The sequence below is a fragment of the Carnobacterium sp. genome (genome assembly GCF_040274945.1).
Lineage (GTDB): Bacteria > Bacillota > Bacilli > Lactobacillales > Carnobacteriaceae > Carnobacterium_B.
Map to the genome: position 1 here is coordinate 294,519 of NZ_JBEMAR010000001.1, position 13,573 is coordinate 308,091.

Sequence of the window (13,573 nt, forward strand, 5' to 3'; positions counted from 1 at the left end):
TAATGTGAATGCTCTTCTTTTATAACAAAAAAGCTCTTATTTCCTTTTCTAAAGGAAATAAGAGCTTTTTTTTGTTGTGTTTAATTTTTACGGTTGCGCGAACTTGTTTCCATGATGATTGGTAGAATAACCGGACGTCTACGTGTTTGTTCAAAAAGATGTTTATTCAAAGCATCTCTGATTTCTTGCTTCAAACGGCTCCATTCAAATTCTTTACGATTTAAATTTTCTTCTACTACTTCTCTAATAATCTCATTACTTTGATTAATTAGATCTGTATTTTCTTTAACGTATACGAAACCTCTAGTCATGACCTCAGGGCCTGAAATAATTTTACTTTTTCTACGGTTAATGGTAACTACCGCTACAAAAATACCATCTTCAGATAACAATTTACGGTCGCGTAAAACAATGTTTCCAATATCGCCAATTCCGATACCATCAACCATTGTATTCCCTGCTGACACTTGTCCAGCTACATGCATACGCTCATTTTTGTATTCCATGATGTCGCCTTTACCTGGTATAAATATGTTTTTATACGGCATTCCAACTTCATGTGCAAGTTTTGCATGAGCCGAAAGCATACGGTATTCTCCTTGAACTGGAATAAAGTAACTAGGTTTAATCAGATTAATCATTAATTTTAAATCATTTGGAGTGGCATGGCCAGAAGCTTTCAAATTAGCTGAAATTTGTTTTACTGTTCCACCCGCTCGATAAATTAAGTTTTCTGCTTGAGCAACCGTTACTTCCATTGCTGTTGATGGGCTTGTTACGATATAAACTAGATCGCCCTCTTTGATATTTACTTGAGAGTGCTTTCCTTTTGCCATACGTGTTAATGTTTTAATGGGCTCGCCAGTAACACCCGTTTCTAACACAACAATTTCTTGGTCACTGTATTTTTCAATATCTGTTATTGGAACAATCAAATCTTCATTAGGCAATTGAAGCTTATTCAGTTGCATAGCAATTTGAACGATCTCTTCAAGGTTGCTTCCAGTGATGAAAATTTTCTTATGCGATTTGTGAGCAGCATCAAATACTTGTTGGATACGTAAGATATTACTAGCCACGCAGGCAACAATAATACGACCATCAGCATTTTGGAATGTATCCAATACTTCTTCCGCTATTTTTAAATCGCTTATATTTTCAACAGAACTTTCAGCTTCACTTGAATCACTCAATAAAGCTAAAACTTTACTTTTACCAATATCCGCAATACGTGATAAATTGCTTTGATACATTGGTTTTGCACTTTGATCGAACTTGAAATCACCTGTGTAGACAATGCTTCCTTCACTTGTTTTAAGAGCTACTCCAACAGAATCTGGAATAGTATGGGTTGTTCTAAAGAAACTAGCCACAACATCTCCAAACTCAATCTCTGTATTTTCATCGACAATATGATAATCATCAAATGTACTAACTTGACTATCTTTTTCAACAAATAATTTTGCTAAAGCTATTGTTAATTCAGTTCCAAAGACTGGAACATCAAATTTTTGAAGAAAATAAGGTAGTGCTCCAATTGCATCTTCGTGCCCATGAGTTAAAAACACTGCTGTAACACGGTTTCTATTTTCTTCTAAATAACTAAAGTCAGGAATGACTACATCAATTCCTAATAATTCTGTTTCTGGAAACATTAATCCACAGTCTAAAACAAATATGTCTTCATCCACCTCAACAGCATACATGTTTTTTCCATTTTCACGCACACCCCCTAGTGGGATAATTTTTATTGTGCTCATTTCTTCACCTCTTTTACTTTCATTTCGTTTTTTATTTTTTCCAATTTAATTCAGTTAACACATAATCTTCTTCTGCTTTTGTACAAGGTACTAATGGCAATCTCAATCCACCGACGTTAATCCCTAAGTGGTTTAACGCAAATTTAACAGGTGCTGGAGAAGGAACAGAAAATAAACTGTTCATTTTAGGTACTAATTGACGATGAATCTGCGCAGCTTCAGCCATAGATCCTTCTTGCAACAAGTTATACATTTCAGACATCTCATTCCCTAAAACATGACTTGCTACAGAAATAACACCAGTTGCTCCAATACATTTAGCAGGAAAAGAGTTGCCATCTTCACCAGTGTAAACTAAAAAGTCATCTGGTGTTTGTTCAATTTCTTCGCTTAAAGCATCTAAGCCTAGGCATTCTTTCACACCAATAATATTTTCAATCGATGAAAGTTTGATTGTTGTCTTAGGATCAATGGAAACACTAGTCCGTCCGGGGACGTTATAGATGATGATCGGCAGTTTAGTACTTTTCGCTACTGCTTCAAAATGAGCATACAAACCAGCTTGGTTAGGCTTACTGTAGTATGGCGTCACTACAAGTGCTGCATCTATACCTGCAAGGGCTTCAACCTCTTTTGTAAAAGCAATCGTCTCAGCAGTGTTAAATGACCCCGTACCGGCAATGAGTGGTACACGTCCTGCAACTAACTCAACTGTCTTACGGTATAAGTCTAACTTTTCATCATGAGTTAATGTAGGAGATTCTCCAGTCGTGCCCCCCACTACTAATCCTTCTGTCCCATTTTCAAGTAAGAAGTTGATCAACTTTTCTAGTTGTCCATAATCAATTGATCCTTCTGCATCAAATGGAGTAGTCATAGCGGTTATAATACGCGCTTTTTTTAAATCCAATACCATCACCCTCTACTTTAAATTCAACTTATTCTTAATTATTTGTTTTAATTAATTTTAACTTGTGTAAGCTTTCAGCAATTTGAACAGAATTCCAAGCAGCACCTTTGATTAAATTATCCGAAACGATCCACATATGATAACCTTTGTCTAAGTCACGATCTTTCCGTATTCTTCCAACAAATGTTTCTTTCTTGCCTGCTGCTTCCAATGCTGTTGGATAAACTTGATTAGCAGGATCATCTTGAAGTTCAACACCTGGTGCATTTTTCATAAGCTCCTGAATAGAAGCTACACTAGCTCCCTCTTCTTTCACTTCAATATATACGGACTCCGAGTGTCCTGAAATGACTGGAATACGGACGCATGTTGCAGAAACTTTTATATGATCATCGCCCATAATTTTTTTAGTCTCATTAATCATTTTCAACTCTTCAAATGTATAACCGTCTTCAGTAAACAAATCGATTTGTGGCAATGCATTGAAAGCAATTGGAAAATGTTTTTTATCTCCACCTGACGGCAAAATAGCCGCTTCATAAGGCTCACCATTCAACATATGTTGCGCTTGTTCTTTCATTTCTTTAACAGCTGAAACTCCAGCTCCGCTTACCGCTTGATACGTTGAAACAATTACCCGATCTAATCCGTATTGTTTGCGAATCGGTTCTAAAGCAACCATCATTTGAATTGTTGAGCAGTTCGGGTTAGCAATAATTCCTTTATGAGAACGAATTGCTTCCTCATTTACTTCCGGAACGACTAAAGGTACTTCAGCATCCATGCGGTATGCGCTTGTATTATCAATGACAACTGCACCCCTCTTTACCGCTTCGGGAGCAAATTGTTTTGAAATCGATCCACCTGCACTAAATAATGCAATATCAACATTTTCAAAAGAATCTGCCGTTGTTTCTTGGATTTCGATTTCTTTTCCATTAAATAAAGCTTTTTTCCCAGCAGATCGTTTCGAGGCTAAGAGCTTAACTTCGTTGATTGGAAAAGTTGCTTGCTCTAACATTTGAATCATTTTTGTTCCTACAGCTCCCGTTGCTCCTACGACTGCAATAGTATATCCATTCATTTATTATCTCTCCTAATACATATTTCTATTTTTACTATTATCTTATGGCTCCATGTACTCCCATTATACATTTTAGCACAATTCTTGAGTAATTTATACAAATGTAGATTATTCACTCTGTTTTGTTTGATTTATCTAACGAATAAAGCGAAATATATGATACACTTTTTCTGTTCAACTTTATGAAATAAATTATTTTGGAGGGAGCATTTATGAAGCGCAGCTATAAAATTTTAATTGGTTGTTTTATTTTTTTCATTTTGGTTTTATTAGGCAGTTTATTTTTTGTACAGTCTAAAACATATCAACCATTAAGTGAAGCTCTGAATGAAACAGAGCCTACTGATCAATACATGGTTGAAGAATCCTCAGATGCGATTATTTTCAGGCCATTAAACGAGCAACAATCTACTTCTGTCCTCTTTTATCAAGGTGGCCTTGTAGAAGAAAAAAGTTACAGTTCCATTGCGGCAAAGCTCGCTGCAGAAGGATATCCCGTTTACCTTTTTAAGCATGCTTTGAACCTTGCCGTAACAGATGCAGATAAAGCAGAAACCATTATCACTGATGAGGAGATTCAAAACTTTGTTATAGGTGGTCATTCCTTAGGTGGTGTGATGGCTAGTCGATTTGCCAATGAAAGTTATTCAGAATCCTTAAAAGGTGTTTTTTTACTAGCGAGTTACCCAGATGAAAAGGGTCGGTTAGATAAACTGCCTATTTCAGTTCTTTCTCTTATTGGTTCTAATGATGGCGTAGTGGATGAAGAGGCTTATCGACTTGGAAAAAATTATTTACCCGTTACTACCTTATTTTATACTATTGAAGGAGGCAATCATGCCGGTTTTGGCGATTATGGAAACCAAGAGGGTGATCTTCCTGCCACCATTTCACCCGAACAGCAGCAAGAACAAACAGTTGACCAATTAGTAAAATGGTTAAGAGGAATTAATGAAAACGAATAGCAAAAAAGAGCTCAATTTTTTTCAAATTGAGCTCTTTTTACTATCTATTTTTTAGTCTTCTTCAGTTGTTAACAAAACTTTACGAGAAAGGTTAATTCTTCCTTGTTTATCGATTTCGATAACTTTAACGTCCATTACTTCACCTAAAGTCAAAACATCTTCAACTTTAGCAACACGTTCGTTAGCTAATTCAGAAATATGAACTAATCCATCTTTTCCTTTAGCAATTTCAACAAAAGCTCCAAATTTTTCAATTCGTTTTACTTTTCCTGAATAAATTTTACCGACTTCGATATCTTTTGTTAATTCTTCAATAATTTCTTTAGCGCGTCTAATCATAGCTGCGTCTTCAGATGCAATACTGATATTTCCTTCTTGATCGATATCAATTTTAACGCCGGTTTCATCAATAATAGCATTAATTTGGTCACCACCGCGACCAATAACAACTTTGATTTTTTCCGGTTTGATTTGCATCATCTCAATTTTAGGAGCATATGCACTTAATTCTTCATGTGGCTCAGCAATTGTAGAAATTAATTCATCAAGAATTTCCATTCTAGCTTTTTTAGCTTGAGTTAACGCTTCTTCTAAAATTTGTTGTGTGATACCTTCAATTTTAATATCCATTTGAAGAGCTGTGATTCCTTTGCTAGTACCTGCTACTTTAAAGTCCATATCGCCTAAATGATCTTCTAGTCCTTGGATATCTGTTAAGACAGTATAGTTTTCGCCTTCTTTAACAAGTCCCATTGCAATACCAGCTACTGGAGCTTTGATTGGAACACCTGCATCCATTAAAGCTAGAGTACCCGCACAAATACTTGCTTGTGATGAAGAACCATTTGACTCTAAAACTTCAGCAACTAAACGAATCATGTATGGGAAATCTTCTTCGCTAGGGATAACTTGTGCTAATGCACGTTCTCCTAACGCCCCATGTCCAATTTCACGACGGCCTGGTCCACGTGACGGTCCAGTACTTCCAACAGAGTATTGAGGGAAATTGTAGTGATGGATGAATCGTTTGCTGTTTTCAATTCCTAAACCATCAATAATTTGATGTTCGCCTAATGGTGCTAAAGTAGCTATAGACAATGCTTGAGTTTGTCCACGAGTGAATAAACCAGAACCATGTGCTCTTGGCAATAGTCCAATTTCTGAAGCTAAAGAACGAATTTCATCAATTTTACGACCATCTGGTCTAATTTTGTCAACTGTAATCAAACGACGGACTTCATTCTTTTCCATGTCCTCAACAATTTGTTTTACTTCTTTATTGATTCGTTTAGCTTCATCATTGTCTTGATATTTTTCTTCATAAAAAGCCATTGCTTCTTCTTTAACCGCTTCGATGTTTTCTTCACGAGCTAATTTTTCTTCGGTTTGAATTGCAGCAATCATCTTAGTTTGGAAAGTATCGTTAACTTCTTTTTCTAAATCTGCATCGATTTGCAACAATTGAATAGTCATTTTTTCTTTTCCAACAGCCGCTACGATTTCTTCTTGGAAAGCAACTAATTCTTGAATTGCTTTATGACCAAACATTAAAGCACCAAGCATATCTTCTTCTGAAACTTCAGCAGCTCCACTTTCAACCATGTTAATGGCATCTTTAGTTCCTGCAACTGTTAAATGAATGTCTGATAATGCTTCTTGCTCAAGAGTTGGATTAATGATGTATTCTCCGTCTACACGGCCTACATCAACACTTGCAATCGGTCCGTTAAACGGAATATCTGAAATAGCAAGTGATAAAGAAGAACCAAACATTGCTGAAAAAGCTGGCGAACAGTTTTGGTCTACAGACATCACAGTATTTGTAATTTGAACTTCATTACGAAATCCCTCTGCAAACATTGGACGAATCGGACGGTCAATTAATCGAGCTGTTAAAGTAGCCGCTTCACTTGGGCGTGCTTCTCTTTTAATAAAACCACCTGGGATTTTACCGACTGAATACATTTTTTCATCGTAATTTACTGTTAAAGGAAAGAAATCTACGTCTTTCGCTTTTTTGCTAGCTACTGCTGCAGATAGCACTACAGTGTCGTTATAGCGAATCAAAGCTGCACCATTAGCTTGTTTTGCTAATTGCCCTACTTCAATTTCTAATGTACGACCTGCCCATTCTTTAGTAAAAACTTGTTTCTCTGTCATTGTGTGCATTTCTCCTTTTATTAAAGCTTTTATTCGTTTTTTCCAAACAGACTACTAAACAAATGTCAGCATTTAAGCTGCTTAAACACTCACATTTGTATAGTAGGATGGACAACAAAATAAACAGCTTTTTTCTTTTACAAACAAAATGAAGCGAGATTCGTTAGAACCTCGCTTCTAAATAGACTACGAAAAATTAACGACGTAGACCTAATCTTTGAATCAATTCACGGTAACGAGTAAGATCTTTGTTGCGTAGGTACGCAAGCAAGTTACGACGGTGACCAATTTTTTTCATAAGTCCACGGTAAGAATGGTGGTCTTTTTTGTGAACACGTGCGTGTTCGTTTAAATGATTGATTTCAGCTGTTAATACAGCAACTTGTACTTCGGGAGAACCTGTATCTCCTTCGTGGATTGCGTATTCTTTGATGATCTCATTTTTGCGTTCTTTAGAAATTGACATTTCTAAGCACCTCTTTCCTCAATTTTTCCTCTTACTGAGTAGACGTTGGTGATTCGTTTTACCAAGTAAAAGGTATGTGTTTAGTACACAATTAAATTCTACTAGAATCTATAAGAAATTGCAAGTTTTTAATCGGTTTTTCCATTTTTAATAGATTTGTTTCATTCTTCTGTACCATTATTTTAATTTGTACTGTGCCGTTATTTCTAAGATCATGTCTCTTATATTAGCCGCTTTTTCGAAGTTTAATTCTTTTGCTGCCACCTTCATTTCAACTTCCATACCATCAATCAGCTCAAGACGCTGCTCTCTCGTCATCTTAGCAATATTTTCTAAGCCAGATGCTCCCTCATCGTCACCTTCTACTACTGAAGTAATCGAAATCAGATCACGAATATCTTTGATAATTGTTTTAGGCGTAATGCCATGTTTTTCATTGTATTCTTCTTGGGTTTCACGACGTCTCTCAGTCTCTGATATAGCGGCTCTCATAGAGTCTGTGATACGGTCCGCATACATAATAACTTTCCCATTCTCATTACGTGCAGCCCTACCAATCGTCTGTACAAGTGAACGTTCACTTCTTAAGAAGCCTTCTTTATCTGCATCTAAAATAATAACTAATGATACTTCTGGGACATCGATACCTTCACGCAGCAAGTTGATCCCAATCAATACGTCGTATACGCCTAAACGCAGATTTCGAATGATCTCGGTTCGTTCTAATGTTTTTATCTCACTATGCAAGTAGGCAACTTTGATTCCAACCTCTTTCAAGTAATCCGTTAAGTCTTCTGACATCTTTTTAGTTAATGTAGTAATAAATACTCGCTCATTTTTTTCAGTTCGTTCATTTATTTCACCAATCAAATCATCAATTTGACCTTTGATTGGACGCACTTCTATAATTGGATCTAATAATCCTGTAGGACGAATAATTTGTTCAATAACTTCTGGAGCGCGTTCCAGTTCGTAAGGTCCTGGCGTTGCCGAAATATACATAATTTGATTTACATGGTTTTCAAATTCTTCCAGGCGAAGCGGACGGTTATCCAAAGCACTCGGTAATCTGAAACCATACTCAATCAATTGTTCTTTTCTAGCTCTATCGCCATTATACATCCCTCTAATTTGGGACATCGTGATATGAGACTCATCTATAACAATCAGAAAATCATCTGGGAAGAAATCAATTAATGTATACGGTGCTTCACCAGGTTTACGTCCATCCATGTGTCTAGAGTAATTTTCAATTCCTGAACAATACCCCATTTCCAATAACATTTCCAAATCATAGTTTGTTCGCTGTTCTAGTCGTTGAGCTTCAATTAATTTATCTTCAGCTCGTAAAACTTTTAATCGTTCTTCTAATTCCTCTTGGATATTTTTTATAGCTGATCTTGTTTGTTCATCGTTTGCTACAAAGTGAGTGGCCGGAAAAATAGGGACATGTTGGACATCGGCCTTAATTTCACCTGTTAAAACATCTACTTCTCTAATACGATCAATTTCATCTCCAAAGAACTCTACACGTATTGCTTCACTGTCACGTGATGCTAAGAAAATTTCCACGACATCTCCTCTAACACGAAAGCGTCCGCGTTGAAAGTCAATATCGTTACGTTCAAACTGCATGTCGACTAGACGACGTAACATCTCATCACGATTCATTTCAGCACCTACGCGTAAAGACAGAACGTGATCTCGATAGTCCTCAGGGTTAACTAGTCCATAGATACATGAAACTGAAGCTACTACAATGACATCTCTTCGTTCTAACAACGCACTCGTTGCGGAATGACGCAGTTTATCTATCTCATCGTTAACGCTTGATTCTTTTTCAATAAAGGTATCACTTGAAGGAACATATGCTTCTGGTTGATAGTAGTCATAATAGCTGACAAAATACTCTACAGCGTTATCAGGAAAAAATTCTTTAAACTCTCCATATAATTGACCTGCTAAAGTTTTATTGTGTGCAATAACTAAAGTTGGCTTATTTACTTCCTTAATGACATTTGAGACCGTAAATGTTTTTCCGGTTCCTGTGGCACCTAATAAGGTTTGTTCTTTCTCTCCAGCTTCGATACCTTTAATTAATTTTTTTATGGCATCCGGCTGATCACCACTAGGCTGGTATTTAGAAACCAGTTCAAATTGGTCTTTTGGCATTTCAAGTACCTCCTCGCACTTCTATTCAGTATAAAAAGAAGCCTGTCTAATTCAAGACACACAGTTTCAATTCTATTTTATTATTCTAGCACTGAACGTGTGTTCTTACAACTAATTTGATAAAACTTCACTAGTATTCAAAAAATAAAAAAGCCTCAAGTCTTGAATACTCAAGACTTGAGGCTTTTTTACTTACACTTTATAACAATGACCTCTTATTTAGCTAATTTAGCAGTTAAACGAGATTTGTCACGGTTAGCTTTATTTTTATGAATCAATCCTTTAGATGCAGCCATGTCAATTGCTTTGATTGCTTCTTTAAGTAATTGTTCAGAATTTTCGTTACCTGCTTCAATAGATTGAACATATTTTTTAATAGCAGTACGCATTGAACTTTTTTGAACGTTGTTTTGTACAGCTGATTTTTCAGAAGTACGGACACGTTTGATTGCAGCTTCGATGTTTGGCATTTGATTCACCCCACTTTCAATTATTTACAACTTAAAATAGTCTATTCTAGTTGTTTCAACAAATTCAATTATACATAAAGACAAGCTTCAATGCAATAAAAATGTGTAAAGTTTTTTTACTTGATAGCTGGATTATCTTAAACGCTTGTAATGATCTCTATTCGCTATCTTTTTTTGTGCATACTGCAGAACGAATAATTCAAATTGCATTTCTTTATCGCCTTTTCCTGTCTTCAGTCGATACTCAGCATCAATCAATCCATTATACGCTTCGATCAATGAATGCTCCTCAATTTTTCTCATTTGTTGAATAGCTAATTTCACTCGATAGGGGTGCGTTTTTAATTGCTTAGCAATGTCTCCTTGCTGATACCCTTTTTTTTCTAAAATTTTGACTTGGATAAGCAATCTAAATTGAGATGTCATAATCGCATTTATTTTAATAGGGTCCTCTTTTTGCAGTAATAAATCTTGGTATAAATTAAGCGCTTGTCCTACGTCTTTTTTCAAAACGTATTCATTTAACGCAAAAATATTTTGTTCTAACGACTTAGCTACTAATTCTTGAACTGCATCTAGTGTAATAAATTTAGTATCTTGAGCATAAATAAAGAGTTTCGGCAATTCTCCCATCGCTACTGATAATTTCGCATCTGTTAATTGGATAAATAATTCAAACGCTTCTGGTGAATAACGGTAATCTTCATTTGCAATAGTATCCTTGATGTATTTTCGCATATCTTTTTCTGATAATGCATTTACTTCTATTATGGTAGCTGTTTTTTTAAGTAACTTAGTTATTTTTTTCCGTTCATCTAATTTTTCATAAGGGGCAAAGAATACAAGTGTCGTTGATTCAGAAGGATGAGTTAAATAACTTTCTAACCATTTCACATCATGTTCTACCTTTAACTTTGTTTTATCTCCCGTTAAAAAGACCGGTCTGTCTACAAAAACGAGACGGCGATCGCCAAAAAATGGAATTGATTCTGCATCCTCTAAGGCTGTTCCGATCGAAACTTCTTCCATATCGTAAGCACCGTAGTTTAATTCCAGTTCTTCTGCACTAAGCAATGAATCCAACAGTGTTTTTCTAGCTACGCTTGCTAAATAGGACTCTGTTCCTAATACAATATAAACATGGGCAATCGTGCCGTTTTTTATTTTTGCTAATTCTGATACAAAATTCACTCTGTTCCACCACTTTCTTGTATTGCCTTAATGGTACAAAGCATTAAATTATTTTGCAAGCCTATTTTAAATTTATTTTAAGATCGTTTGAAAGTCTTTTTTTACCCCTATGTGTAAATAATCGGCATACGTATACCTAAAACTTCCTTGTAAATCTGTTCGGTAAACCGTTGCATTTACTGAATCCAAGCGTTCTAGCACATCCTCATTTGGGTGATTGTAGCGATTGTTTAACCCACAAGATATCAAAGCTTTTTTCGGTTTTATTTTTTGAATAAAACGTTCACTAGTTGACGTTTGGCTTCCATGATGTGCTACCTTTAGAATATCCACTTTTAGATTAGGGTAAAGAGCTGTTACCTCTGCTTCCCCCGTCTCTTCGATGTCACCTGTGAAAAGCCAATTAAACTGACCAATTTTCCCATACAATACAAGAGAATCATTGTTTTCACCTTCACCATTGTCTAAGGGCCACAAAACAGCTAAAGAGGGTCCAAAAAGTTGCTCTCGTGATTGTTTAGCGCTGACTACACGTAAAGCTACACCACTTTTTTCTAATGCTTGAGCTGCATCAAAGAATGATTGTTTTTCAGTTGTCCCTATTGGGAAAACAAGTTCTTTAATTTCAATACCTTGAGCTAGTTCGATTAATTCACCCATGTGGTCTTCATCGCCATGAGTAATCAACACTTGGTCTAATTTGGTTACTCCTAAAGATTTAATCACCGGAATCAACACACGGTTTGACACTGTTGACTGATTTTTTCTTATTTGCCATTCTTCTTTTTCAAATGCTAATGCTCCGCCTGTATCTATTAGATAGACACCTTTTCCAAAAGGCTCTTTAATTAAAGTCGCATCTCCCTGGCCTACATCTAGCATCAACACTTCTCCAAATGGACTGTACTTTTGATACTGAATAAAGACTATAAAAACAGTTACCAACAAAATAAGAACTCGTTTCCGTTTCTTTCGCTGTTCTAATGCGATCAAAAAGATAACAATGACAATGATCGTTACAACAAATAACATCAAAGGAACTTTTCCAGTAACAATCGTACCATATGGAAAAAGTCTGATTTTTAATACCAGCCATTCTATCATACCCAACAATTGTTCCGCTAAGTGTATAAGAAACTGGAAAAACAGTGTTCCTGAAAAAAAATAGGAACTAAAAAACAATAAAATCATCAAGGGCATAATAAACCACGTAAATAATGGAACAAAGAGCAAATTAGCAAACATTCCAATCCACGAAAACTCAAAAAAATGGAAACTGAGAATCGGTATAGAAATAAGGGTTAAAATAAAAGAAATGGCTAAACTATTGATAATGCTATACTTTGATTGATTGAACAACGAGGTTGAAAATAAAATCAAGGCTAAACTAAGCAGATAGCTCAATTGAAAACCGATAGAAAATAATTGATAAGGATCTATCCAAAGCCCGATAATCAGTGTCCATGACCACGAGTCTAATCCAGAAATGGGTCTACGAATCTGTGAACCCGTCTGACTGATCAGACTCATCACGACAGCTCTAAAAATACTGGTTCCCCAACCGGTCAAACTTCCGTAAATAGGAAGAAAAATAACTAAAAGGATATACGTGTGCTCACGTGTCACCCCCATTCGCCATAGGATATAAGTCAGCCCAGCTATCAAAAATTGGATGTGTAAGCCTGAAATACTCAATAAATGGATAATTCCAATTTCTTTGTATCCATTCATTACTTGATCGTCAATAGAACTATTATGTGCGAACAATAGAGTTTTAATGTAACTTGACACAGTAACGGATGTTTTACTTTCAATGTGAATCAAGATAGTTTGTCTGATATTTTTCAAGTTAAATAGATTCAAAAAATTTTGTTTCTCAGTTCCAGAGTGTGCTTTAATTGATTTTGCATCTAGTATCCAATGAATTTTGTTATGAGACAAATAACGTTGATAATCAAATTGATTTAAATTTCTATTTTTTTCAGGTTTGGTCAGAGATCCTATCACTACAAAATTTGCTATTTTTTGTTGCTTTTCCCAATACTCTTTTTCTTCTTTAGTAGATAATCGATAAAAAACAACAATTTTCTCAGAACGCTTTAGCGTTTCTCCAGCTTGATTAACTGTACCGTAAAATTGCACTTGATCGCCATCAATTTTTAGTTGATTGGGATCCATTTCAATCAAAAAATTCTGAGCGTCCATTGAAAGACGCGTTTGATTGTTGTACTTTTCTACTCCTACAAAAAAAGCTGTTACACTCATGAACAAACAAGAATAAATGAGCCATTTCTTTCTGCGTGCAAACAGCAATCGGATCAACCACATCAAGAATATAAAAATACTCAACCGGTTAGGGTTTAAAATAACAATAGCGCACAATAAACAAGAAATA

General features: G+C 35.7%; 10 protein-coding genes. 1 reads left to right on the plus strand and 9 read right to left on the minus strand.

Features of this window, described 5'->3' with window-relative positions; all coding sequences use genetic code 11:
• Positions 1-80: 80 nt before the first annotated feature.
• The 3 genes from ABS916_RS01410 to ABS916_RS01420 are packed head-to-tail and all read right to left on the minus strand — an operon-like array spanning position 81 to position 3,754.
• Positions 81-1,760, minus strand: coding sequence for a ribonuclease J (locus ABS916_RS01410; protein WP_350450207.1), 1,680 nt, complete (start codon positions 1,758-1,760; stop codon positions 81-83).
• A gap of 31 nt (positions 1,761-1,791) precedes the next feature.
• On the minus strand, positions 1,792-2,670 hold the full coding sequence (gene dapA, locus ABS916_RS01415) for a 4-hydroxy-tetrahydrodipicolinate synthase (protein WP_350450208.1): 879 nt from the start codon (positions 2,668-2,670) through the stop codon (positions 1,792-1,794).
• A 34-nt stretch (positions 2,671-2,704) separates the two neighbouring features.
• A complete protein-coding gene (locus tag ABS916_RS01420; RefSeq protein WP_350450209.1) occupies positions 2,705-3,754 on the minus strand; it encodes an aspartate-semialdehyde dehydrogenase in 1,050 nt (349 codons plus the stop codon).
• A gap of 212 nt (positions 3,755-3,966) precedes the next feature.
• On the opposite strand from ABS916_RS01420, the gene ABS916_RS01425 reads away from it, so the two are divergent.
• On the plus strand, positions 3,967-4,719 hold the full coding sequence (locus tag ABS916_RS01425; RefSeq protein WP_350450210.1) for an alpha/beta hydrolase: 753 nt from the start codon (positions 3,967-3,969) through the stop codon (positions 4,717-4,719).
• Between the two features lie 51 nt (positions 4,720-4,770).
• Here the strand turns inward: ABS916_RS01425 and pnp are convergent, their stop codons facing one another.
• The 6 genes from pnp to ABS916_RS01455 form a co-directional block, all read right to left on the minus strand.
• The gene (gene pnp, locus ABS916_RS01430) at positions 4,771-6,879 is read right to left on the minus strand and encodes a polyribonucleotide nucleotidyltransferase (protein WP_350450211.1); all 2,109 of its coding nucleotides are present in this window, start codon (positions 6,877-6,879) and stop codon (positions 4,771-4,773) included.
• Between the two features lie 196 nt (positions 6,880-7,075).
• The gene (gene rpsO, locus ABS916_RS01435) at positions 7,076-7,345 is read right to left on the minus strand and encodes a 30S ribosomal protein S15 (RefSeq protein ID WP_350450212.1); all 270 of its coding nucleotides are present in this window, start codon (positions 7,343-7,345) and stop codon (positions 7,076-7,078) included.
• Between the two features lie 177 nt (positions 7,346-7,522).
• Complete coding sequence (gene uvrB, locus ABS916_RS01440) at positions 7,523-9,517, minus strand: excinuclease ABC subunit UvrB (RefSeq protein ID WP_350450213.1); 1,995 nt, start codon at positions 9,515-9,517, stop codon at positions 7,523-7,525.
• Positions 9,518-9,732: 215 nt separating this feature from the next.
• Positions 9,733-9,987 carry a 30S ribosomal protein S20 gene (gene rpsT / locus ABS916_RS01445; protein WP_350450214.1) on the minus strand — a complete coding sequence of 85 codons (255 nt, stop codon included), beginning with the start codon at positions 9,985-9,987 and terminating at the stop codon, positions 9,733-9,735.
• A gap of 132 nt (positions 9,988-10,119) precedes the next feature.
• Positions 10,120-11,178, minus strand: coding sequence for a DNA polymerase III subunit delta (gene holA / locus ABS916_RS01450; RefSeq protein WP_350450215.1), 1,059 nt, complete (start codon positions 11,176-11,178; stop codon positions 10,120-10,122).
• A 72-nt stretch (positions 11,179-11,250) separates the two neighbouring features.
• The gene (locus ABS916_RS01455) at positions 11,251-13,560 is read right to left on the minus strand and encodes a DNA internalization-related competence protein ComEC/Rec2 (RefSeq protein WP_350450216.1); all 2,310 of its coding nucleotides are present in this window, start codon (positions 13,558-13,560) and stop codon (positions 11,251-11,253) included.
• Positions 13,561-13,573: the final 13 nt, after the last annotated feature.